This is a genomic window from Pantoea sp. ACRSC (assembly GCF_022346785.1).
GTDB classification, from domain to species: Bacteria; Pseudomonadota; Gammaproteobacteria; order Enterobacterales; family Enterobacteriaceae; genus Pantoea; species Pantoea alvi.
In genome coordinates, this window is the sequence record NZ_JAKRNN010000001.1 from 577,482 (window position 1) to 600,083 (window position 22,602).

The following is a 22,602-nucleotide window of genomic DNA, read 5'->3' on the forward strand; positions in this document are numbered from 1 at the left end:
TAATTAATTTAGCGGGCATGAACAATAATTATCAGCGGTAAATTAGCACAAGTCCGACTTTAGTTCTGGGCGGACCTTACCAACAGGCATTAATGATTTTACCTATATAAAACAGGAGGTTGAGCCAAAATTGCTGGCGCGGTAAGCGTAAGTGGCCGTTATGCTTAACGCGAGCGGGCGGCGAGGCACCCGCTCGCGGCAGGTTAGTAGCGCGAAGGCTCGCCTTCGGGACGAGTTTTGAAGCGGCGGTGCAGCCACATATATTGCTCGGGTGCCAGCAGAACGCCTTCTTCCACCACTTTGTTCATCTGCGCGGCGGTGGCGACGTCGCTGTCGAGCGGGATCTGCTCGCTGACGTCGGGCAGGATCAGCATCTGGTAGCCGCGGCCGTGCGGCAGGCGGCGCGGCACAAAGGGCACCACGTGGGGCTTGCCGCTGCGGATCAGCAGGTAGGTACCTACGGTGGTGGCCGCTTTCTCTACCGCGAAGAAAGGCACGAATACGCTGCTGCGCGGGCCGTAGTCGTGATCGGGCGCGTACCAGATAATATCGCCGTTTTTCAGCGCGCGGATCATGCCCTTCAGGTCTTTGCGATCCAGCATGCTTTTATTGGAGCGCATCCGGCCCCAGGTCTGCAGCCAGTCGATCAGCTTGTTGTCGTTGGGGCGATAGACGCCGATACCGGGATTGTAGATGCCGAAAATACGCGCCCCCAGCTCCAGCGTCAGAAAATGCATGCCAATCAGCAGCACGCCGCGCTGCTCATCTTTGGCTTTTTGTATATGCTCAAGGCCGGAAACATCGAACCACTTCTTAACGCGCCAGTCGGGCCAGAACCACGCCATGCCGGTTTCAATCAGCCCCATGCCGACCGACTCGAAGTTATGCTTTACCATCGCTTCACGTTCGCTGGCGGGCATATCGGGAAAGCAGAGCTCCAGATTGCGCTGGGCGATGGCGACGCGGCGTTTCAGAAAGCGCATCGCAATACGCCCTAATCCGCAGCCCAGCACATAGAGCAGCGGGTAGGGCAGGAGCACCAGCAGATAGAGAAACGCGATGCCCAGCCAGGTCAGCCAGTAACGGGGATGAAGGAGTTCTCGGGAAAATTGCGGCAGTTGAGTCATATGAAAAAGCTTATCCTGCGTAATGCGCCTGAGGGCGTCAATATCTCGTTGATTTTCCCCTATTGTGCCAGCTTTTCGTCTGCGCTGAAATAAATGCGGGACGATTGCCCAGGCGGCCATTTAGAAATAGCCTCGCCGGAAGGCGCAATAAAAAGCGATCCAGATCAATTTTCTTTGCATCCCGGCGCATTGCTGTATCATGTGCCGCGCAATTTTTTATCCCGAACAGGAACGAACACCATGCCAGTGTTACATAACCTTGTTAACAATAAAGAGCTGAAGGCGCGCATGCTGGCGGAGACCGAACCGCGCACGACCGTCTCGTTCTACAAATATTTCCACATCGCCGATCCTAAAGCCTTTCGCGACGCGCTCTATCTTGGCCTGACCGACCTTAAGGTCTTTGGCCGCGTCTACGTGGCGAAAGAGGGGATCAACGCGCAGGTCAGCGTGCCGGCCAGCCTCTATGAAAAGATGAAAGCCTTTCTCTATGGCTTCGATCCGGCGCTGGACAATCTGCGCATGAATATCGCGCTCGACGACGACGGCAAATCTTTCTGGGTGCTGCGCCTGAAGGTGCGTGACCGCATCGTAGCGGACGGCATTGAGGACGAGAGCTTTGACGCCAGCGACGTCGGCACCTATCTGAAAGCGGCGGAAGTCAACGCGATGCTGGACGATCCCGACGCGGTATTCGTCGATATGCGCAACCACTACGAATATGAAGTGGGCCGTTTCGACAAGGCGATGGAGATCCCGGCCGATACCTTCCGCGATCAGCTGCCGATGGCGGTGGAGATGCTGCAGGAGCAGAAAGATAAAAAAATCGTTATGTACTGCACCGGCGGCATTCGCTGCGAGAAGGCGAGCGCCTGGATGCGGCATAACGGTTTCGAGGATGTTTACCATATCGAAGGCGGCATTATCGAGTATGCGCGCCGCGCCCGCGAGCAGGGCCTGCCGGTGCGCTTTAAGGGGAAAAACTTCGTCTTTGATGAGCGGATGGGCGAGCGTATCTCCGACGATGTGCTGTCGCAGTGCCATCAGTGCGGCGCGCCGTGCGATACCCACACCAACTGCGTCAATGACGGCTGTCATCTGCTGTTTATTCAGTGCCCGAGTTGCGCCGAGAAGTTTCACAACTGCTGTAGCCCGCTCTGTATGGAAGAGTCGCAGCTGTCGCCGGAAGAGCAGCGCGCGCGCCGCGCCGGTCGCGAAAACGGCAACAAGATTTTCAATAAGTCGCGCGGCCGTCTGACAATGGCGATCCCGTCGCCGGAGAAAGAGTAACGGTCTGAGCCTGACGCAGATGCGTCAGGCTTTTTTATCGCTTCAGCGGGTAAAGCGAGCGAGCGAGAAGGGCGTGAGATCAAACGAAAAGGGTTTATCGAGCGCAAACTCCGTCGCCAGCTCCCCCAGTACGCTGGCGAACTTAAATCCATGTCCGCTCAGGCCGGTGATAATCAGCCGGTTCGGCTCACCCGGCAGGGTATCGATAATAAAGTCTTCATCCGGACTGATGTCGTAGCTGCAGGCTTCGCCGTGCAGACAGACCCCCACCCCAGGCAGAAATTTACGCAGAAACGCAAAGGCGTCGCTGCCGTCTTCGGCGAAGCTGCCGAAGGGTTTGCGATCTTCCGGCTGGCTCATCGGCTGGCCGCCGTCGTGACGTCCCACCTTCAGAGCATTGTTGTCCGCCGGAAAGCCGTAAAATTGGCTGCCGTTCTCCATCTCAACCGTAAAGCCGGGAAACTTATTGTTTTCGCTGTAGCGCCCGTCAGCCTGATACCAGGCGAACACTTTACGCGTCGGCTTAAGCGGCAGATCCGGCACCAGCTTACCGACCCAGGTACCGGCGCTGATTAGCAGCTTGCGCGCGCGGAAAGTGCCGTCTGCCGTCACCACCTGCTGCAGGTCGCCGTCGCGGCCAATCTGCGATACGCCGCAGTTAAACAGCTGCGCGCAGCCCGCTTTTTCGGCGAGGGCGATCCAGCTGCGTACCGCCTGCTCGCACTTCAGATAGCCGGACTGGGGTTCAAAAACGCCGATATAGCCGTCCGGCACGCCGATCTGCGGCCAGCGCTGGCGAACCTCATCCGCCTGCAGCAGCTGCACGTCCAGCTTCCAGGCCTGCGCGCTGTCGATAACGTTGCGGATGAATGCAGAGTGAATGGGCGCAAGATTGATAATGCCGCTGCGGTGCATAATGCGTTCGCCGGACAGCTCTTCCAGCTCATCCCACAGCTTCTGCGCGCGCAGCACCAGCGGCACATAGCGTTCGCCTTCGCCATAGGCGTGACGGATCAGGCGCGTTTCGCCGTGATGCGCGCCCTGGGTATGCGGCGGATGGCTGGAATCGATCATCAGCACCGACAGGCCCGCCTGGGTGGCGTAAAAGCCTGCGGCGGCACCCACGGACCCGCTGCCCACCACGATCAGATCATAAATCATTGAATGGAAACTCCTGAAAGCCGTAACACGGCCAGCAGCATACCAGAATCAGAAATGAAAAAGGCACCCCTGAGGGTGCCCGTTCATCTGGCGGAGACTAATGTTTGGACTGATAGCGCTCCATCTGCTCGGCCGATTCGATCTTGGCAATGCCAGCTTCAAGGATAGAAATAAATTGCCTTGCCACGTCTGTTGTCAGCCAGTAGGTCGGTCCGACGTCTGCTTCTTCTTCTTTTTGATCCTGCGAGGAGAGCGAATGCAAACGGATCATCATAGCGTCGTAGCTGTCTACAGTACTGATATCCCAGCCCACCAGCGGGTGAGTCTGAATAACGTCTTTATGATTACTGTCCATTATAACCTCCTTATTACTCGTTAAACGAAGTGCATGATGAGGTTCAATGCGGCTTTTTTATCCAGTAGCGAGACAATTATAACAGAAAAAGCGGTCTATCCGACTAAAAAGTGCGGCGAACAAAAAGTGAGCGAAATATTCGCCGTTAAAAAAGCGTTTAAAACAAATAAAATGCCTGACGCATCAGGCAGTTTATTATGCGCCCACCTGTCGCCAGCAATCAGGCCAGCGGTTCAGCCGGCTGTACGCTGTGAGGCTTTTGCAGCGTCAGCGCCAGACGCGCGAAGTGCTGCTGCAGAGGTTCGTCGTGGTTCTGGTTTTGCGCCTCAAGCGTCAGGTGATGCACCAGCAGCTGAGCGGCGCGTTCGTCGAGGCAGAGGGTAAGGCTGGAAAAGGCGCTTTCCAGCACCGTCAGACGACGCTGTTGATCGGCAATTAGCGCCAGCAGTTCACCGAAGGTCATGGCCTCTTCCGGGTTGTCTGTCATCATTTCATCTCACCTCCTGTTAAGCATAACGAGCGGAAGAATAGGCGATTGATCGATCAGAGTCTAGATGCAGGGAAAAGTTCTGGCGAGGGGGAGAAGCGATAAAAAAGCCGGATGGCGACACCCGGCAAAAACTGCGCAGTGGCGGTTAATCGGTAATAAACCAGTCGTCAGCGCTTTCCCAGGTTTCCTGGAGAATATCGCTGATGCGATCGCGCGTCTCTTTACCGCCGCCCAGCACGCTGAGCTGGTTTGCGGTGGCATAGCGCACCTTGACGTGGTTTTGGCCGTCGGGAAATTCTTCATCGATACGGCGGGATAGTTCTGCCGTCAGCGCTTCCATTGCGCCGGACGGAAGCGGGGACGTTTTGGCAACGGTAATTTCAACACGCATAGCAGCCTCCGGATTAGATGCTGTATATATTTACAGTATATTCCGGCCGGAGGCAAGCGAAAGCGCCGATTAGATTTCCACGCGCCAGTTCAGGGTTTCGCCGGCAAGGAAGGGCACCAGGGCGTGCTCGCCCATGCTGATGCTCTCTTCAACTTTCCAGGGCTCGCGCACCAGCGTTACGGTTCCTTCGTTCAGCGGCAGGCCGTAAAAGCGCGGGCCGTTTTCGGAGCAGAAGGCTTCGAAATGCTGCAGGGCGTTCAGCTCTTCGAAAACGGTGGCGTAGGCGGGCAGCGACGTTGGCGCGTTGAAGACGCCCGCGCAGCCGCAGCTGGCCTCTTTCAGGTGGCGCAGGTGCGGGGCGGTGTCGGTGCCGAGGAAGAAGCGCGGATGGCCGCTGGCGACCACCTTACGCAGCGCCTCCTGATGCACGTTGCGCTTGAGGATCGGCAGGCAGTAGAGGTGCGGACGCACGCCGCCCACCAGCATATGGTTGCGGTTAAACATCAGGTGCTGAGGGGTGATGGTGGCGCCCAGCTTGTCGTTGCCCGCCTCAACGTACTGGGCAGCTTCTCGCGTTGTAATGTGCTCAAAGACCACCTTCAGTTCCGGGTACGCTTTGCGCAGCGGCTCCATAACGCTGTCGATAAAGCGCGCCTCGCGGTCGAAGATATCGATGTCGGCGTGGGTCACTTCGCCGTGGATCAGCAGCGGCATACCGATCTTCTGCATACGCTCCAGTACGCCGCTGATAGCGTCGATGCTGGTGACGCCGTGGCTGGAGTTGGTGGTGGCATGCGCCGGGTAGAGTTTGGCGGCGGTAAAGACGCCCGCGTTAAAGCCCTGCTCGATCTCACTGGGATCGAGCGAGTCGGTGAGGTAGCAGGTCATCAGCGGGGTAAAGCGATGTTCTGCCGGCAGCGCGGCCAGAATACGATCGCGGTAGGCGACCGCGGCGGCGACGCTGGTGACCGGCGGCACCAGGTTAGGCATCACGATGGCACGTCCGTTAACCGCGCTGGTATAGGGCAAAACCGTATTCAGCATCGCGTCGTCGCGCAGGTGAATATGCCAGTCGTCAGGGCGGCGGATAGTAAGTTGCTGAGGGTGTGCAGTCATCAGTGAAGCTCCGGCTAGTCAGGAAACGTAGAGGCGCGTTTTGGCCGGGTACAAAGCATAAGGTGTCGGGCAACCGTTTGCACTTCTTTTCTTGCAGGAAAAGCAAAACGCCACGGGCGTGGTTGAGTCTGGCATAAGGTGCCGCCCACGCCGATAAGCACCTTATCCCTGAGGCGCGCCCGCTATCGGGCCAGGGCGCAGCGCTCTCTGCGTTCTTTTTCCTGTCACCGGGGGAAATTTTCCCCCGGTCAGAGCAAGGTTCCGCCTTTCAGGCGACCTACTGCGTAAACGGGATCACCAGCTGGCCCGGCTCGACTTTTAGCCCTTTGGCAAATTTCTTCGCCAGCGCCTCGCCTTTGCTGCGATCGACGCTCAAAACGTAAGCTGGCTTCTGGTTAAAGTAGCTTTTCAGCGACTGATTCAGGTAGGGCGTCAGGCTTTTCATCACCGCCGCCATCTTTTCCGGCTGCACCTGCGCGTCGACGATCTCCAGATCGCGCAGAAAGATGGCGCCCTGCTGCGCGTCAAAGACCGGCTGCGCTTTCATCTTCAGCTGCATATCCGCTTGCTGCGGGCCAAACAGTGACGTGACGTTGATTTTTGCCTTACCGGTCACCGTGACGCGGTCTGGCTCCTCGCGGCCAATCTGGCTGTTAAGATCGGTCAGCAGGATATGGGCGTTCACCAGCCCGGCGACGCCGATATCTTTCTCATAATTGTTGTGTTTCGCCAGCGCCTGATTCACTTCCTGCTCGCTGATGGTGTACTGGGTAAGCTGATTGCAGCCGCTAACCAGCACGGCGAAAAACAGGGCCGTCAGCCCCAGAAATGCCTTTCTCATTTTATCCTCATCCGTAGTGATGCTAATGCAGCGCATAGGGTGCCTGAATGCGGATGAGGTGTCATTAAGAAGGCGATGAGAAACGCCAGCGCGCCTCTCATCAGAACGCGTCAAAGGGCGATAGAGGAGAGCAGGTTCACCTGCGTCTGCTTGGCCATATTGTCGCGGTAGTCGGCGACGCGGCTCGGCCAGTCGATGCCAGCCACCAGCGTCAGCGAGCGCAGCAGCGGAAAGAGGTGAATGTCATCTTCCGACAGCTCGCCGTTAACCGCGTTGGGCTTCACAATCAGCTTGTCGAGCTGGCGCAGATCGTCGCTGATCTTTTTGATCAGGCCGGGCGCATGGCTCTTCAGCTCGGTGAAGTCGCCAATGGCCGCCTCTTTCTTCTGGCGGAAATAGCTGCGCGCCTCCGGCGTGGCGAATTCGGCGAAGGCGGCTTCCGCGATGCGCGGCAGCAGCAGCTTATTAACGTAGCCGTTAACGCTGCGCAGCCAGTCGCCGATGGCCGGATTGATTTTGCCGTTCAGCAGCGGTTCACGGTCGATTTTATCGACAAAGCGCACAATATCGAGGCTTTCCGGCATCGCGCTGCCGTCATCTTTTTGCAGGATGGGTGCCACCTTCTGGCCCACCAGCTTTTTCGGCGTCGCTTCATCGTCGTTAAGCATGACGATCAGCTCTACCGGCAGATTTTTCAGGCCGAAAATCATGCGCGCTTTGACGCAAAAGGGGCAGTGGTCGTAGATGTAGAGTTTCATCCCGGTCTCCTTTGTCGGGTCAGGGCGACGGGCGTCACCCTGATTGAGGGCGTGCCAGAAGTATGGAAGAGATTCCAGGGGAGGGCAAACCGACGCAGCAGGCAGAGCGGCTTTTGCAACGTAAAATCAAGACCTTTTATGCCCGGCGTTAACGAATATTTTACCGCGGCAGGGGCGGCGGTTATAGTGAAAGTCATGTTGCAGGCACCGCTTTCTTAAAGCCCTCGATTTCAGGAGTGATGATGTTTGGCTATCGTTCTGCCGCCCCCAGGGTGCGATTAACCACCGACCGACTGGTGGTGCGTCTGGTTCACGAGCGCGACGCCTGGCGACTGGCGGATTACTACGCCGAAAACCGCGCCTTTTTAAAACCCTGGGAGCCGGTGCGCGACGAGAGCCACTGTTATCCTTCCGGCTGGCAGGCGCGGCTGGGCCTGATCACCGATATGCATAAAAGCGGCTCCGCCTACTATTTCATTCTGATGGATCCCGAAGAGTCTGAAGTGCGCGGGGTTGCGAACTTCAGCAACGTGCTGCGCGGCTCGTTCCACGCCTGCTACCTCGGCTATTCGCTGGGCGAAAAGTGGCAAGGGCAGGGACTGATGTTCGAGGCGCTGCAGGCCGCTATCCGCTATATGCAGCGCCAGCAAAATATCCACCGTATTATGGCGAACTATATGCCGCATAATCAGCGCAGCGGCGCGCTGCTGGCGCGTCTCGGCTTTGAAAAAGAGGGTTATGCGAAGGACTATCTGTTAATCGACGGCCGCTGGCAGGATCATGTGCTGACCGCGTTGACTCGTCAGGAGTGGACGCCGGATCGGCGCGGCTAATAAGGAGAGTGGAATGAAAATGGCGCTTTCGCCGCTGGCGTTGCGTGTTCTTGGTTGCCTGCTGGAGAAGCAGGTCACCACGCCGGAGCAGTACCCCCTGTCGCTGAATGCGGTGGTGACAGCCTGCAATCAAAAGTCGAACCGCGAGCCGGTGATGAACCTGAGCGAAAGCGAAGTGCAGGAGGAGCTGGATCGGCTGACGAAAAAGCATCTTGCCACCGCTAACAGCGGCTTCGGCCAGCGCGTGGCGAAGTATGAGCAGCGGTTCTGCAATTCGACCTTCGGCAATCTGCAGCTCAGCAGCGCTGAGGTGGCGATCCTGACGCTGCTGTTTTTGCGCGGCGCCCAGACGCCGGGCGAGCTGCGCACGCGCAGCGGCAGGCTGCACGAATTCGCCGAGGTGGCGGAGGTCGAAAGCGTGCTGGCCGGACTGGCCGAGCGCGAGATGGTGGCGCGCCTGCCGCGCGAACCGGGCAAACGCGAAAGCCGCTATATGCATCTGTTCGGTGACGAGCAGGTCGCCAGCCAGGCGGAAAAGCCGCTGGAGGATAACGGCGATCTTAGCGCGCGCGTCGCGGTGCTGGAGCAGTCGCTCGCCGCTCTCCAGACGCTGGTGCAGACGCTGCTGCATAAAGGAGGCTGAGATGAGATTGCGAATTGGTGTGGTCGGGCTGGGCTCGATTGCGCAGAAAGCCTGGCTGCCGGTGCTGGCGCAGGCGGAGAGCTGGACGCTGGTCGGCGCCTTCTCGCCAAATCAGCAGAAGGCGCAAGGGATCTGCGACAGCTACCGCATGGCCTGTTTCTCCTCGCTGAGCGCGCTGGCGGACGCCTGCGACGCGGTGTTTGTCCACACCAGCACCGCCACCCACTATGAGATTGTCAAAGCGCTGCTGCTGGCGGGAAAAGATGTGCTGGTGGATAAGCCGCTGGCCGATAATTTTAGCCAGGCCGAGGCGCTGGTGGCGCTGGCGGAGAAGCGCGGACGCCGGCTGATGGTGGGCTTTAACCGCCGCTTTGCGCCGCGCTATCAGCAGCTGCGGCTGGCGATGCCGCAGGCCGCCAGTCTGCGCGTGGAGAAACACCGCAGCGACAGCGTCGGGCCGAACGATCTGCGCTTTACGCTGCTCGATGACTATCTGCACGTGGTGGATACCGCGCTGTGGCTGGCGGGCGGTAGCGCCGCTCAGCGTCATGGCTATATCGACACCAACGAGCGTGGCGAAATGCGCTATGCCGAGCACCATTTCGTCGCTGACGGGGTGCAGATCGCCACCAGCATGCATCGTCGCGCTGGCAGCCAGCGCGAGCGCGCCAGCCTGGTAGGCGACGGCTGCTGTATCGACGTGCTGGATATGCGCGACTGGCAGGAGGAGCGCGGCGACGGCGTGCGCATCGATCCGCCGCCCGCATGGCAAAGCCATCTGGCGCAGCGCGGCTTTAGCGGCGCGGCGCACCATTTTATCCAGTGCGTGCAAAATCAGACGATGCCTGAAACCAGCGGCGAACAGGCGCTGCTGGCGCAGCGCGTGGTGGAAAAAATGTGGCGCGAGGCGGAGAAGGAATAACGCCTTGTAACACTCCGTGCTGGTCATTTCCCGCCGTGGCAGTAGACTATCGCCGGGCGCCGCTGGGCGCCCGCGCTAAGTAGCTCATTTTGCCGACTCTTTTCAGGACGCGCGCCAATTATGAATCTGTTGAAATCGCTGGCAGCGGTCAGTTCCATGACCCTGTTTTCCCGCGTATTGGGTTTTGCCCGTGACGCCATTGTGGCGCGGGTGTTCGGCGCCGGGATGGCCACGGACGCCTTTTTCGTTGCCTTTAAGCTGCCTAATCTGCTGCGGCGTATTTTCGCCGAGGGTGCCTTCTCGCAGGCCTTCGTGCCGATCCTTGCCGAGTATAAAAGCAAGCAGGGCGAAGAGGCGACGCGGCTGTTTGTCGCCTACGTCTCCGGGCTGCTGACGCTGGCGCTGGCGCTGGTGACGATCGCGGGGATGGTCGCCGCGCCTTGGGTGATTCTGGTCACCGCGCCCGGCTTTGCCGACACCGCCGATAAGTTCGCGCTTACCAGCGCGCTGCTGCGCGTCACCTTTCCCTATATTCTGCTGATTTCGCTCGCCTCGCTGGCGGGCGCCATCCTCAACACCTGGAACCGCTTCTCCGTTCCCGCCTTCGCTCCCACGCTGCTGAATATCAGCATGATCGGCTTCGCGCTCTTCGCCGCGCCGCACTTCCATCCGCCGGTGATGGCGCTGGCGTGGGCGGTCGTGGCGGGCGGCGTGCTGCAGCTTTTCTATCAGCTGCCGCACCTGAAAAAGATCGGCATGCTGGTGCTGCCGCGCATTAACCTGAAGGATGCGGGCGTCTGGCGCGTGATGCGCCAGATGGGACCGGCGATCCTCGGCGTCTCCGTCAGCCAGATTTCGCTGATTATCAATACTATTTTCGCCTCGTTTCTCGTCTCTGGCTCGGTCTCCTGGATGTATTACGCCGATCGCCTGATGGAGTTTCCGTCGGGCGTGCTGGGCGTGGCGCTCGGCACTATCCTGCTGCCCTCGCTGGCGAAGAGCTTCTCCAGCGGCAACCACGACGAGTATTCCCGCCTGATGGACTGGGGCCTGCGCCTCTGCTTTCTGCTGGCGCTACCGAGCGCGGTGGCGCTGGGCATTCTCTCTGGTCCGCTGACCGTGGCGCTGTTTCAGTACGGCAAGTTCACCGCCTTTGATGCCCTGATGACGCAGCGCGCGCTGATTGCTTATTCAGTGGGGCTGATGGGGCTGATTGTGGTGAAAGTGCTGGCGCCGGGATTCTACTCGCGCCAGGACATCAAGACGCCGGTGAAGATTGCCATGATTACTCTGGTGATGACGCAGGTGATGAACCTGGCCTTTATCGGCCCGCTGAAGCATGCCGGTCTGTCGCTCTCTATCGGCCTGGCGGCCTGTCTTAACGCCGCGCTGCTCTACTGGCAGCTGCGTAAGAAGAACATTTTTCAGCCGCAGCCGGGCTGGGCGAGCTTTCTGCTGCGTCTGCTGATCGCGGTCGTGGTGATGGCGGCGGCGCTGCTCGCTATTCTCAGGGTGATGCCGGCCTGGGAAGAGGGCGCGATGGTGTGGCGTCTGCTGCGCCTGGCGGCGGTCTGCGCGGTGGGCGGCGGCGCCTATTTCGTCACGCTGGGGCTGCTCGGCTTCCGGCTGCGCGACTATGCGCGCCGGGCGCACGCGTAACTAACTAACCTTGTGTGCGCCAGGCGCATGCGTAACTCACTAACCCGCCTTCAGGCGGGTTTTTTACAGACAGCGCAGAAGCTGAAAAGCGGGTGATATGGACCGAAGAGCAAAGCGTCCCGCGACAAGGAAGTCGCGGGCCGAGCGCGCATGGATGCCCTGAGCGACTTTGCGATCGGGCCATATCATCCGCGCAGGCACACCGCCCACAGGCAAAAAAAGTGCGCGGAAGTTAAAGCGCGAATAGCAAAGCGTCCCGCCACAAGGAAGTCGCGGGCCGAGCGCGCAGGGATGCCCTGAGCGCTTTGCGATCGGGCCATATCATCCGCGCAGGCACACCGCCCACAGGCAAAAAGTGCGCGGAAGTAAAAGCGCTATCCCCCACGCCAGCTCCCCTGCTACAGACAAAAAAATCCCGCCGGCAGGCGGGATTTTTTATGCTTTACGGCTGAGGGTAGCCTGACCTTTCCCCAGCCCGTCCGGGCCGTAAAACGCCTGCGTCTGATGCGGCTTAAGCACGGTCAGCGCCTCTTCAGTAAAGCGGATCTGCTGATTAAGCAGCAGACCATTATGGGTATTGGCGTCGTTTAAGCGACGCGTCATCAGGCCGATACTCTGCCAGCGGCGCGTCATATCGCTGTGACCAGCATAAGGGGCCTGGGTGCCGAGCTGTCGCTCGGTACTGCGACGCATCTCATCAAGATAGCTCAGCGTCGCCAGCAGCGCGCCTTTATCTTCGGTAATGCGCTGTAGCAGATTACTGTTAATCTTGCCCGCGGCCAGTTGGTGCTGCTCCTCTTCGAGAACGTTCGAAAGCGAGGAAAGCACTTCCTGCATCTTATCTAGTGTGGTCAACAGGTTGCTCATGGGGATTATTTACCCTCTAAATACGCCTTAGTGTCGGCAATCAGCGCATCGGCGATCTTGCCGGTATCCATTTTCAGTTCACCATTACGAATGGCGGTTTTCAGTTGTTCAACGCGCGCCACGTTGATGTCCTGGCTGCCCGGCTGGGTCAACTGCGACTGTGCGTTGCTCAGACTCACCTGAGCGGCGGCGGGCGTGGTTGCGGTAGCGTTCGACGCCTGGCGCGTTTTACCGGCTGCGGACTCATTGCTTTCGCGGGTCTGCACGGTGGCGACGGGCTTCAGAGGTTGCGTTCTGTCGATGCTCATATTCGGGCTCCTGTACGGTCAGGGGAAACTGCCACCTGAATCAGAATAGCGTAATCGCTTAATTGATTTCTCTATCGGCAGAAAAACAGTGTTCTTTAGCGCCTTATAGCGATATCAGAATATTCCCATCCGCATCGACTTTCCCGCTTACCACCTGACCGTTGCCCATGCGCACGCGCACCGACTGCGCCAGAATCGCATTATTTAACGCTTTGCCTTCGCCGCTGGCGTTAAAGCCCTCGCCGCTGGCGATCACCATCACGCTCTGACCCGCCTTAACCCGCCAGGGCTGACGCATCATCGACAGCGTCACCGGCTGACCCGGCTGAATATCGCGCAGCACAATCGCATCCGCCACCGAACTGACGTCCAGCAGCGTGCGCGCCGGCAGCGTGTCAAGACGGCCGCTCTGCAGGCGGAAATCGGCGGCGCTGGCGGTGGTGCCGCGCGCCAGCAGACGCGTCGCCACCAGATACTGACCGGTGACCTGCACCTGAACCTGCAGAAAACGTCGCGTATCGCCGCAGGTGGCGGCCACGCTCATCGGTCCCCACAGGCGGCTGTTGCCGGGCAGGGAGAACTGCGGCGCCTCGCAGGTCGGCCACTGCGCCTGCGGCGTCTTAATCTCTACCGTCATGCCCGCAGCATGCTGCGCATCGCGAGCCTGAAAAAAACCCGTCAGCTGGGCGGGAAGATCGGCGGCGTTGGCGGGCAGGGCGAACAGCGCCAGCAGGCCGGCCAACAGGGCAGTAATGTTACGCATCAAATGACTCCTTGCTGCTGATGGCGACGAGTCTACTCGCATCGCGGCAAAATCAAGACCAAAAATAGCCCCGGTTTTTGGCTTTATTCAGACGATGGCTATTGCTTTTCCCAACATAAGCTGTCCGCTCGAAATTCTCATTCGCGGAGGAAGCATGCTCGACAAACTGGATGCTGCGCTGCAGTTCGGCACTGAAGCTCTCAACCTGCGTGCTCAACGCCAGGAGATCCTGGCGTCAAATATTGCCAACGCCGATACCCCTGGCTATCAGGCGCGGGATATCGACTTTGCCAGCGAGCTTAGTCGGGTAATGAAAAACGGCCGCACCGAAGGCAGCAGCATGGCGCTGAAGGTGACCTCGCCGCGCCATATCGAAGCGCAGGTCAACTCGGCGGCGTCGGCGAACCTGCTCTATCGCATTCCCGATCAGCCTGCGGCCGACGGTAACACCGTCGATATGGATCGCGAACGTACTCAGTTCGCGGACAACAGTCTGAAGTACCAGACCGACCTCACCCTCATCAGCAGCCAGATCAAAGGCATGATGAGCGTGTTACAAGGGCAATAAACATGGCACTGCTGAATATTTTTGACATTGCCGGGTCAGCGATGACCGCGCAATCCCAGCGTCTCAACGTCAGCGCCAGTAACCTGGCGAACGCCGACAGCGTCACCGGCCCCGACGGCAAGCCGTACGTGGCGAAGCAGGTGGTATTTCAGACCGATGCGGCGCCCGGCGCCGCGACCGGCGGCGTCAAAGTGGCGCAGGTGCTGGACGATCCCTCTCCGGCGAAGCTGGTGTACGACCCAGGCAACCCGCTGGCGGACGACAAGGGCTACGTGAAGATGCCGAACGTGGACGTGGTGGCGGAAACCGTTAACACCATGTCGGCGTCGCGCAGCTATCAGGCCAACGTCGAGGTGTTGAACACCGTGAAATCCATGATGATGAAAACCCTGACGATGGGTTCCTGAGGGAGATAACAGATGGGCATTGCAGTAGGCGTTAATGAAAAGCTGGACCCCACGGTCCTCAGCTCTTCCAGCACCGGCACCAGCAACAGCGCGCAGGATCTGCAGAACCAGTTCCTGACCATGCTGGTGACGCAGTTACAGAATCAGGATCCCACTAATCCGATGGACAACAGCCAGCTCACCACCCAGCTGGCGCAGATCAACACCCTGAGCGGCATTGAAAAACTCAATACCACGCTGGGATCGATCTCTGGGCAGATCAGCACCAGCCAGTCGCTGCAGAGTTCGACGCTGATTGGCCACGGCGTAATGGTCAACGGCTCGCAGGTGCTGGTTGGCAAAGGCACCACCACGCCGTTTGGCGTTGAGCTGGCCAGCGCCTCGACCGCCACCAGCGCCACGATTAAAGATGCCAGCGGCAACGTGGTGCGCACCATCGATCTGGGCGCGCTCTCTGCCGGCGTACACACCTTCTCGTGGGACGGCACGCTGGCGGACAGCTCCACCGCGCCGGACGGCAAATATACGGTTTCAATCGCCGCCAGCAATGGCAGCACACAGCTGGTCGCTCAGCCGCTTAACTACGCCTACGTCAATGGCGTATCGACGGCAGACAGCACCACCAGACTGGATCTCGGCACCATGGGCGCCGCAACCCTTGATGAAGTACGTCAGATTCTCTGATTCATCTCTAAACAGGAGAAATAAACATGTCATTTTCCCAAGCGGTGAGCGGCCTGGGCGCTGCCTCCAGCAACCTGGACGTTATCGGCAACAACATCGCCAACTCCGCGACGGCCGGCTTTAAATCCAGCACCATCGCCTTCGCCGATATGTTCGCCGGTTCCAACGTCGGCCTCGGCACCAAGGTGGCGGCGGTGATCCAGAACTTTAACGACGGCTCCACCACCACCACCAGCCGCGGCCTCGACGTCGCGCTGAGCGGCAACGGCTTCTTCCGCATGGCTGACGCCAGCGGCGCGGTCTACTACTCGCGCAACGGCCAGTTCACGCTGGATGAGAACCGCAACCTGGTCAACACCCAGGGGCTGAAAGTGACCGGCTATCCGGTAAACGGCACGCCGCCGACCGTGCAGACCGGCGCTAACCCGGTTGCGCTGAGCATTCCGACTACGCAGATGGGCGCGCGCGCCACCACTACCGCGACTCAGGTGGCGAACCTGAACTCCACCAGCGCCATCCCGACCGTGACGCCGTTCAACGCCAGCAATGTCGACAGCTACAACGCTAAAAGCACCATGACCGTCTATGACTCGCAGGGTAACGACCACACCCTCGACATGTACTACGTCAAAACCGCTGACAACAGCTGGACGGTGCACGCGATTGACTCCACCACCGGCACCAGCGCAGGGGATTTCACCACGGCGTTCGACAGCAACGGCAACCTGACGGGCATCAACGGCGGCACGGCGTCAACGGTTAACCTGACCATCAACGGCTCCAACGGCGCGGCGGCGGGTCAAACCATTTCGCTGAGCATGCTGGGCAGCCTGCAGCAGAACACCGGCACCACCACCTTTGGTAACCCGACGCAGGATGGCTACGCGCCAGGCGACCTGACCAGCTACGCGATTAACGATGACGGCACCATCACCGGTACCTACTCCAACCAGAAAACCCAGCTGCTGGGTCAGATCGTGCTGGCCAGCTTCTCTAACCCGGAAGGCCTGCAGTCACAGGGCGACAACGTCTGGGCAGCGACCAGCTCATCAGGGCAGGCGGCCATTGGTGTGGCCGGTACCGGCACCTACGGTTCACTGACCGCTGGCGCGCTGGAAGCGTCGAACGTCGATATGAGCAAAGAGCTGGTGAACATGATTGTGGCGCAGCGCAACTATCAGGCCAACGCCCAGACCATCAAAACTCAGGACCAGATCCTTAACACCCTGGTCAACTTGCGTTAATTCACTAACGGGATTGCTTTATGGATCACGCGATATATACCGCAATGGGCGCGGCCAGCCAGACGCTGGATCAGCAGGCCGTCACGGCCAGCAACCTCGCCAACGCCTCAACGCCAGGCTTTCGCGCGCAGCTCAATGCGCTGCGCGCGGTGCCGGTCAGCGGCTGGTCGCTGCCGACGCGTACGCTGGTGGCCGCCTCGACGCCCGGTGCCGATATGAGCCAGGGCGCGATGGACAATACCGGACGTACGCTGGACGTGGCGATGGGGCAGGACGGCTGGCTGGCGGTGCGTACCGCTGACGGCAGCGAAGCCTATACCCGCAACGGCAATATGCAGATCAGCCCGACCGGCATTCTGACCGTGCAGGGCAATCCCGTCATGGGCGATGGCGGCCCTATCGCGGTGCCGCAGGGCGCCGAACTGACGATCGCGGCCGACGGCACCATCACCTCGCGCAACGCGGGCGATGCGCCGAACGCCACGGTGCAGATCGGCCGTCTGAAGCTGGTGAAAGCCACCGGCAAAGAGCTGCAGCGCGGCGACGACGGCATGTTCCGTCCGACCCAGCAGACGCAGGCGACGCGCGGCGCGACGCTGGCCACCGACGCCACGGTGCAGGTGATGCCGGGCGTGCTGGAGGGCAGCAACGTCAAGCCGGTTGAGACCATGGTCGATATGATTGCCAACGCCCGACGCTTTGAGATGCAGATGAAAGTCATCACCAACGTCGACGAAAACGAACAAAAAGCCAATCAGCTGCTGAATATGAGCAGCTAAGGCAGAGGAAAAAAAATGATTCGTTCTTTATGGATCGCCAAAACCGGTCTTGACGCCCAGCAAACCAATATGGACGTGATCTCCAACAACCTGGCGAACGTCAGCACCAACGGCTTTAAACGTTCGCGCGCGGTGTTTGAAGACCTGATGTACCAGACCCTGCGTCAGCCGGGCACGCAGTCCTCGGAGCAGACTACGCTGCCGTCGGGCCTGCAGATCGGCACCGGCGTGCGCCCGGTCACCACCGAGCGCCTGCATACCCAGGGCAACCTGTCGCAGACCAGCAACTCCAAAGATGTGGCGATCAACGGTCAGGGCTACTTTGAAGTGCAGCTGCCGGACGGCACCTCTGCCTACACCCGCGACGGCTCGTTCCAGGTGGACCAGAACGGTCAGCTGGTTAACAACGCCGGCTATCCGGTGCAGCCGGGGATCACCATTCCGGCCAACGCCACCAGCATCACCATCTCGCGCGACGGCGTGGTGAGCGTGACGCAGCAGGGACAGACTAACCCGGCGCAGGTGGGACAGCTGACCCTCAGCACCTTTATTAACGACGCCGGCCTCGACAGCATGGGTGAGAACCTCTACCAGGAGACTCAGGCGTCAGGCGCGCCGACCCAGAGCACGCCAGGCCAGAACGGCGCGGGCCTGCTCTATCAGGGCTTTGTGGAAACCTCTAACGTCAACGTGGCGGAAGAGCTGGTCACGATGATCCAGACGCAGCGCGCTTATGAAATCAACAGCAAAGCGATCAGCACCTCCGATCAAATGCTGCAGAAATTAACGCAGATTTAATTGCGGTTATCAGGGCCAGCGCTGGCTGGCCTGAAGTCAACACATCTATAAGGTCGTGACTCCGTGGCGAAGCAACTGAATATAAAGCCTGGACATTGGTTGGCGGCGGCAATGCTGCTGACTCTTAACGGTTGTGCGTTAGTGCCGCGCACGCCGCTGGTGGAAGGGGCAACGACGGCGCAGCCGCTGCCTTCCGCGCCGCCGGTGGTCAACGGCTCTATTTTTCAGGGCGTCGCGCCGCTCAACTACGGCTATCAGCCGCTGTTTGAGGACCGTCGTCCGCGCAATATCGGCGATACGCTCACTATCGTATTGCAGGAGAACGTCAGCGCCAGCAAGAGCTCGTCAGCCAACGCGACGCGCGACGGCAGCGCCAGCTTCGGTCTCGACGCTATTCCGACCGGCCTGAACGGCCTGGTGGGCGCAGACGGCTCGAAAGCCAACGTCGGCGCCAACGGCAAAAACGATTTCGCTGGCAAAGGCGGCGCAACCGCCAACAACACCTTTACCGGCACCATTACCGTCACCGTGAATCAGGTTCTGTCGAACGGCAACCTGCGCGTGGTCGGTGAGAAGCAGATCGAGATCAACCAGGGCACCGAATTTATTCGCTTCTCTGGCGTAGTGAACCCGCGCACCATCAGCGCCAGCAACTCGGTGCTGTCGACGGCGGTGGCTGATGCCCGTATCGAATATGTCGGCAATGGCTATATCAATGAAGCGCAGACCATGGGCTGGTTCCAGCGTTTCTTCCTGAACATCTCGCCGATGTAATGAGGTCATGATGAAAAGTGTGAAAAGTTTACTGCTCGGCCTGAGCCTGACGCTCGGCCTCTGCCTGAACGCCCATGCGGATCGCATCCGCGATCTGGTCAGCGTGCAGGGCGTGCGCGACAACCAGCTGATCGGCTACGGCCTGGTAGTGGGCCTCGACGGCACCGGCGACCAGACCACCCAGACGCCGTTCACCACGCAAACCGTCAGCAACATGCTCTCCCAGCTCGGCATTACCGTGCCGCAGGGCACTAACATGCAGCTGAAAAACGTTGCGGCGGTCATGGTGACGGCGCAGCTGCCGGCCTTCGCCCGTCAGGGACAGACCATCGACGTGGTGGTCTCCTCGCTGGGCAACGCCAAAAGCCTGCGCGGCGGCACCCTGGTCATGACGCCAATGAAGGGCGTCGACAACCAGGTCTACGCGCTGGCGCAGGGCAATATCCTGGTCGGCGGCGCAGGCGCGTCGGCGGGCGGCAGCAGCGTGCAGGTCAACCAGCTTAACGGCGGCCGCATCACCGGCGGCGCCACCGTCGAGCGTGAACTGCAGAGCAACTTCGGCAGCCAGAACACCCTGAACCTGCAGCTGAACAATGAAGATTTCTCCATGGCGCAGCGTATCGCCGACTCCATCAACGGTCGCGGCGGCTACGGCGCGGCGACGGCGCTCGACGCCCGTACCGTACAGGTGCGCGTCTCGCCCAACAACAGCTCGCAGGTCCGCCTGCTGGCGGAGATCCTGAATATCGACGTCTCGATCCCGATTGAAGATGCCAAAGTGATCATCAACTCGCGCACCGGCTCTGTGGTAATGAACCGCGAAGTGACGCTGAACAGCTGTGCGGTGGCGCAGGGCAACCTGTCGGTCACGGTCAACCAGTCGCAGAACGTCAGCCAGCCGAATACGCCGTTTGGCGGCGGTCAGACGGTGGTGACGCCGCAGACGCAGATCGATCTGCGCCAGAGCGGCGGGGCACTGCAGCGCGTCAACGCCAGCGCCAACCTGAACAACGTGGTGCGCGCGCTCAATGCGCTGGGTGCATCGCCGATCGAGCTGATGTCGATTCTGCAATCGATGCAGAGCGCAGGCTGCCTGCGCGCCAAACTGGAAATTATCTGACGATGGATATGCAATCGCTGACGAAGGCGGCTTTTGACAGCCGCTCGCTAAACGACCTGAAGCGCGAAGCCAACACGGATCCGAAAGGCAAAGCGCTACAGGTGGCCAGGCAGGTCGAGGGAATGTTTGTGCAGATGATGATGAAGAGCATGCGCGAAGCGCTGCCGCAGGACGGTATCTTCAGCAGCGAGTCGAGCAAAATGTTTACTTCGATGTACGATCAGCAGATTGCGCAGGAGATCGGCAAGCGCGGCCTCGGCATGGCCGATCTGATTGTAAAACAGATGCAGCCGGCGCAGGCGCCAGACGAGCGCGCCGGCACCGTGCCGATGCCGCTCGACGACAGCTTTATCTACAGCGCGGCGCCCTCTAGCCAGCTGGAGCAGATGGTACGCAAGGCGCTGCCGCGTCTGCCGGTATCGCCGACCAACCTGCCGGCCGACAGTAGCGAGTTTATCGCCCAGCTGGCGCAGCCGGCCCAGGCTGCCAGCGCCCAGAGCGGCATTCCGCACCACCTGATTCTGGCGCAGGCGGCGCTGGAGTCGGGCTGGGGCCAGCGCCAGATCCTGACCCGCGACGGCAAGCCGAGCTATAACGTGTTCGGCATCAAGGCGAGCGGCAACTGGAAAGGCGAGAGCACCGATATTATGACCACGGAATATGAGCAGGGCGAGGCGAAGAAGGTGCGCGCCAGCTTCCGCGTCTACCACTCCTATTTCGAGGCGCTTACCGACTACGTCAAACTGCTTTCGAACAACCCTCGCTACGCCGCCGTTACCAGCGCGCAGACCGCCGAGCAGGGCGCGCACGCGCTGCAGGCCGCCGGTTACGCCACCGATCCGAAATATGCGCAGAAGCTGGTGGGAATGATCCAGCAATTCAAAAACATGGGCGAGAAAGTAGTGAAGGCGTACAGCAAAGATTTAAACGACCTCTTCTAGCGGCTCAGCCTCAAGTTTCACTCAGGCTTGCCGATAATATCAGCAGATGCCAGACGCGTTTTCGCGCACGGGCGAGCATTGATTACTGCCAGCCCGCTTAACGGGAAAGAAAGGAACCGAGATGTCCAGCATAATAAACTCTGCGATGAGTGGGCTGAGCGCCGCACAGGCGGCGCTGAGCACCACCAGCAACAACATCACCAACTACACGGTCGCGGGCTACTCGCGTCAGACCATTCTGCTGTCGCAGGCCAACAGCACCCTGCAGGGCAGCAGCTACTACGGCAACGGCACCAGCGTTACCGGCGTGCAGCGCGAATATGATGAGTTCATTACGGCGCAGCTGCGCGGTTCCAGCGCCACCTACAGCGCGGCCAACACTCAGTATTCGCAAATCTCCAATATTGACGATCTGCTCTCTACCTCGACCACCAGCCTCTCAACGTCGATTCAGGGTTTCTTTACCAACCTGCAGAACGTGGTGAGCAACGCTAACGATCCGTCGGCGCGTCAGTCGATGCTGAGCAATGCCCAGGGGCTGGTGAATCAGTTCCAGACCACCGCGCAGTATCTGACCAATATGCAGAACAGCGTTAATACCGATATCGGCTCGAACGTCGATCAGATCAACACCTATACCAGCCAGATCGCCAACCTCAACAAGCAGATCGGCAAGCTCAGCACCGCAAGCGGCGCGCAGCCGAACGATCTGCTGGATCAGCGCGACCAGCTGGTGAACAGCCTGAATAATATCGTCGGGGTGAGCGTCTCTAAACAGGACGGCAACTATATCGTCTCGATGGGCAGCCTGACGCTGGTCAACGGCAACAAAGCCACCAGCCTGGTGACCATGCCTTCCGCCAGCGATCCAACGCGTACCGCGGTTGGCTATGTGGATAACAGCGCAGGCAACGTCGAGATCGCCGACAGGAACATTACCACCGGCTCGTTAGGGGGCCTGCTGGCTTTCCGCTCGCAGGATCTCGATGCCGCACAGAACCAGCTGGGTCAGCTGGCGGCCGCCTTTACCACCAGCTTCAACGAGGTGCACAAGCAGGGCTACGACAGCAACGGCGATCAGGGCAGCGACTTTTTCACCATCGGCAGCCCGACGGTGCTGAGCAACAGCAAAAACAGCTCCGCCACCACCGTGACGGCGGCCTGGACCGATACCAGCGCCCTGAAAGCCTCTAACTATACCGTCAGCTACGACGGCAGCAGCTGGAACGTTACGCGCGCCTCTGACAACGTAAAAATCACCGCCACGGCGGGCACCGACGCGTCCGGCAACGCCACGCTGAGCTTTGACGGGCTGCAGCTGACCGTAAACGGCACGCCGAGCGCACAGGACAGCTTCCTGGTGAAGCCGGTACAGAACGTCATCGGCGATATGTCCGTTGCCATTACCGACGAGTCGCAAATTGCTGCCGCAGGCGCAACGGGCGGCGCGAGCGACAACCGCAACGCCCAGAAGCTGCTGGCGCTGCAGGACGCGAAGCTGGTGAACGGCAATTCTACGCTGTCGCAGGCCTACGCCAGCATCGTCAGCACCGTCGGCAACAAAACCAGCACCCTGGAAACCACCAGCACCACGCAGAAAAACGTCGTGACCCAGCTGACCGATCGCCAGCAGTCGGTCTCTGGCGTTAACCTGGACGAAGAGTACGCCAACCTGACCAAATATCAGCAGTACTACATGGCGAACGCGCAGGTGCTGCAAACCGCCAGCTCGATTTTCGACGCGCTGCTTAATATCCGCTAAG

General features: G+C 59.8%; 26 protein-coding genes. 15 read left to right on the top strand and 11 right to left on the bottom strand.

Features of this window, described 5'->3' with window-relative positions; all coding sequences use genetic code 11:
- Positions 1-203 precede the first annotated feature (203 nt).
- Positions 204-1,127, bottom strand: a complete 924-nt coding sequence (locus tag MHZ97_RS02790; RefSeq protein ID WP_103795435.1) for a Kdo(2)-lipid IV(A) acyltransferase — start codon at positions 1,125-1,127, stop codon at positions 204-206.
- 240 nt (positions 1,128-1,367) lie between these two features.
- Between MHZ97_RS02790 and MHZ97_RS02795 the strand changes: the two genes are divergently transcribed.
- On the top strand, positions 1,368-2,417 hold the full coding sequence (locus MHZ97_RS02795; RefSeq protein ID WP_103795436.1) for a rhodanese-related sulfurtransferase: 1,050 nt from the start codon (positions 1,368-1,370) through the stop codon (positions 2,415-2,417).
- A gap of 42 nt (positions 2,418-2,459) precedes the next feature.
- On the opposite strand, the gene solA is transcribed toward MHZ97_RS02795, so the two are convergent.
- The 7 genes from solA to grxB all read right to left on the bottom strand — a co-directional run bounded on the left by solA (position 2,460) and on the right by grxB (position 7,529).
- Positions 2,460-3,578 (bottom strand): N-methyl-L-tryptophan oxidase, encoded by a 1,119-nt coding sequence (gene solA, locus MHZ97_RS02800; protein WP_103795437.1) that lies wholly within the window; start codon positions 3,576-3,578, stop codon positions 2,460-2,462.
- Between the two features lie 97 nt (positions 3,579-3,675).
- Positions 3,676-3,933 carry a biofilm formation regulator BssS gene (gene bssS, locus MHZ97_RS02805; RefSeq protein ID WP_033751022.1) on the bottom strand — a complete coding sequence of 86 codons (258 nt, stop codon included), beginning with the start codon at positions 3,931-3,933 and terminating at the stop codon, positions 3,676-3,678.
- A gap of 220 nt (positions 3,934-4,153) precedes the next feature.
- Positions 4,154-4,423 (bottom strand): hypothetical protein, encoded by a 270-nt coding sequence (locus MHZ97_RS02810; protein ID WP_103795438.1) that lies wholly within the window; start codon positions 4,421-4,423, stop codon positions 4,154-4,156.
- A gap of 145 nt (positions 4,424-4,568) precedes the next feature.
- Positions 4,569-4,814, bottom strand: coding sequence for a DNA damage-inducible protein I (dinI, locus tag MHZ97_RS02815; RefSeq protein ID WP_033751014.1), 246 nt, complete (start codon positions 4,812-4,814; stop codon positions 4,569-4,571).
- A 69-nt stretch (positions 4,815-4,883) separates the two neighbouring features.
- The gene (gene pyrC, locus MHZ97_RS02820) at positions 4,884-5,930 is read right to left on the bottom strand and encodes a dihydroorotase (protein WP_239312051.1); all 1,047 of its coding nucleotides are present in this window, start codon (positions 5,928-5,930) and stop codon (positions 4,884-4,886) included.
- Positions 5,931-6,207: 277 nt separating this feature from the next.
- Entirely contained in the window at positions 6,208-6,771 is a 564-nt protein-coding gene (locus MHZ97_RS02825; protein ID WP_103795579.1) for a lipoprotein, read from the bottom strand.
- 110 nt (positions 6,772-6,881) lie between these two features.
- Positions 6,882-7,529 (bottom strand): glutaredoxin 2, encoded by a 648-nt coding sequence (grxB, locus tag MHZ97_RS02830; protein WP_103795440.1) that lies wholly within the window; start codon positions 7,527-7,529, stop codon positions 6,882-6,884.
- Positions 7,530-7,771: 242 nt separating this feature from the next.
- Between grxB and rimJ the strand changes: the two genes are divergently transcribed.
- The 4 genes from rimJ (at position 7,772) to murJ (ending at position 11,586) form a co-directional block, all read left to right on the top strand.
- Positions 7,772-8,362 carry a ribosomal protein S5-alanine N-acetyltransferase gene (gene rimJ / locus MHZ97_RS02835; RefSeq protein ID WP_033751007.1) on the top strand — a complete coding sequence of 197 codons (591 nt, stop codon included), beginning with the start codon at positions 7,772-7,774 and terminating at the stop codon, positions 8,360-8,362.
- A 13-nt stretch (positions 8,363-8,375) separates the two neighbouring features.
- On the top strand, positions 8,376-9,005 hold the full coding sequence (locus tag MHZ97_RS02840; protein WP_103795441.1) for a YceH family protein: 630 nt from the start codon (positions 8,376-8,378) through the stop codon (positions 9,003-9,005).
- Position 9,006: 1 nt separating this feature from the next.
- Positions 9,007-9,927, top strand: a complete 921-nt coding sequence (locus MHZ97_RS02845; RefSeq protein WP_103795442.1) for a Gfo/Idh/MocA family protein — start codon at positions 9,007-9,009, stop codon at positions 9,925-9,927.
- A 120-nt stretch (positions 9,928-10,047) separates the two neighbouring features.
- Positions 10,048-11,586 carry a murein biosynthesis integral membrane protein MurJ gene (murJ, locus tag MHZ97_RS02850; RefSeq protein WP_103795443.1) on the top strand — a complete coding sequence of 513 codons (1,539 nt, stop codon included), beginning with the start codon at positions 10,048-10,050 and terminating at the stop codon, positions 11,584-11,586.
- Between the two features lie 435 nt (positions 11,587-12,021).
- Here the strand turns inward: murJ and flgN are convergent, their stop codons facing one another.
- The 3 genes from flgN to flgA all read right to left on the bottom strand — a co-directional run bounded on the left by flgN (position 12,022) and on the right by flgA (position 13,524).
- Positions 12,022-12,453: a flagellar export chaperone FlgN gene (flgN, locus tag MHZ97_RS02855; RefSeq protein WP_103795445.1), complete on the bottom strand. Its 432-nt coding sequence runs from the start codon at positions 12,451-12,453 to the stop codon at positions 12,022-12,024.
- 5 nt (positions 12,454-12,458) lie between these two features.
- Positions 12,459-12,761 (bottom strand): flagellar biosynthesis anti-sigma factor FlgM, encoded by a 303-nt coding sequence (gene flgM, locus MHZ97_RS02860; RefSeq protein WP_103795446.1) that lies wholly within the window; start codon positions 12,759-12,761, stop codon positions 12,459-12,461.
- 103 nt (positions 12,762-12,864) lie between these two features.
- The gene (flgA, locus tag MHZ97_RS02865; RefSeq protein WP_103795447.1) at positions 12,865-13,524 is read right to left on the bottom strand and encodes a flagellar basal body P-ring formation chaperone FlgA; all 660 of its coding nucleotides are present in this window, start codon (positions 13,522-13,524) and stop codon (positions 12,865-12,867) included.
- A gap of 154 nt (positions 13,525-13,678) precedes the next feature.
- Here flgA and flgB point away from each other — a divergent pair, with 154 nt between their 5' ends.
- The 10 genes from flgB to flgK all read left to right on the top strand — a co-directional run bounded on the left by flgB (position 13,679) and on the right by flgK (position 22,601).
- Positions 13,679-14,092 carry a flagellar basal body rod protein FlgB gene (flgB, locus tag MHZ97_RS02870; protein WP_239312048.1) on the top strand — a complete coding sequence of 138 codons (414 nt, stop codon included), beginning with the start codon at positions 13,679-13,681 and terminating at the stop codon, positions 14,090-14,092.
- A gap of 2 nt (positions 14,093-14,094) precedes the next feature.
- Positions 14,095-14,499, top strand: a complete 405-nt coding sequence (gene flgC, locus MHZ97_RS02875; protein WP_048784492.1) for a flagellar basal body rod protein FlgC — start codon at positions 14,095-14,097, stop codon at positions 14,497-14,499.
- A 12-nt stretch (positions 14,500-14,511) separates the two neighbouring features.
- Complete coding sequence (flgD, locus tag MHZ97_RS02880) at positions 14,512-15,183, top strand: flagellar hook assembly protein FlgD (protein WP_239312045.1); 672 nt, start codon at positions 14,512-14,514, stop codon at positions 15,181-15,183.
- Positions 15,184-15,209: 26 nt separating this feature from the next.
- Positions 15,210-16,427, top strand: a complete 1,218-nt coding sequence (gene flgE / locus MHZ97_RS02885; protein ID WP_103795450.1) for a flagellar hook protein FlgE — start codon at positions 15,210-15,212, stop codon at positions 16,425-16,427.
- A gap of 20 nt (positions 16,428-16,447) precedes the next feature.
- Complete coding sequence (locus tag MHZ97_RS02890; RefSeq protein WP_103795451.1) at positions 16,448-17,206, top strand: flagellar basal body rod protein FlgF; 759 nt, start codon at positions 16,448-16,450, stop codon at positions 17,204-17,206.
- A 15-nt stretch (positions 17,207-17,221) separates the two neighbouring features.
- A complete protein-coding gene (flgG, locus tag MHZ97_RS02895; RefSeq protein WP_103795452.1) occupies positions 17,222-18,004 on the top strand; it encodes a flagellar basal-body rod protein FlgG in 783 nt (260 codons plus the stop codon).
- 111 nt (positions 18,005-18,115) lie between these two features.
- On the top strand, positions 18,116-18,778 hold the full coding sequence (locus MHZ97_RS02900; protein ID WP_253296959.1) for a flagellar basal body L-ring protein FlgH: 663 nt from the start codon (positions 18,116-18,118) through the stop codon (positions 18,776-18,778).
- Between the two features lie 19 nt (positions 18,779-18,797).
- Positions 18,798-19,898 carry a flagellar basal body P-ring protein FlgI gene (flgI, locus tag MHZ97_RS02905; RefSeq protein WP_374044218.1) on the top strand — a complete coding sequence of 367 codons (1,101 nt, stop codon included), beginning with the start codon at positions 18,798-18,800 and terminating at the stop codon, positions 19,896-19,898.
- Positions 19,899-19,900: 2 nt separating this feature from the next.
- Complete coding sequence (gene flgJ / locus MHZ97_RS02910) at positions 19,901-20,839, top strand: flagellar assembly peptidoglycan hydrolase FlgJ (protein ID WP_239312042.1); 939 nt, start codon at positions 19,901-19,903, stop codon at positions 20,837-20,839.
- Positions 20,840-20,960: 121 nt separating this feature from the next.
- Positions 20,961-22,601 carry a flagellar hook-associated protein FlgK gene (flgK, locus tag MHZ97_RS02915; RefSeq protein WP_103795456.1) on the top strand — a complete coding sequence of 547 codons (1,641 nt, stop codon included), beginning with the start codon at positions 20,961-20,963 and terminating at the stop codon, positions 22,599-22,601.
- The last annotated feature ends 1 nt before the right edge of the window (position 22,602 follow it).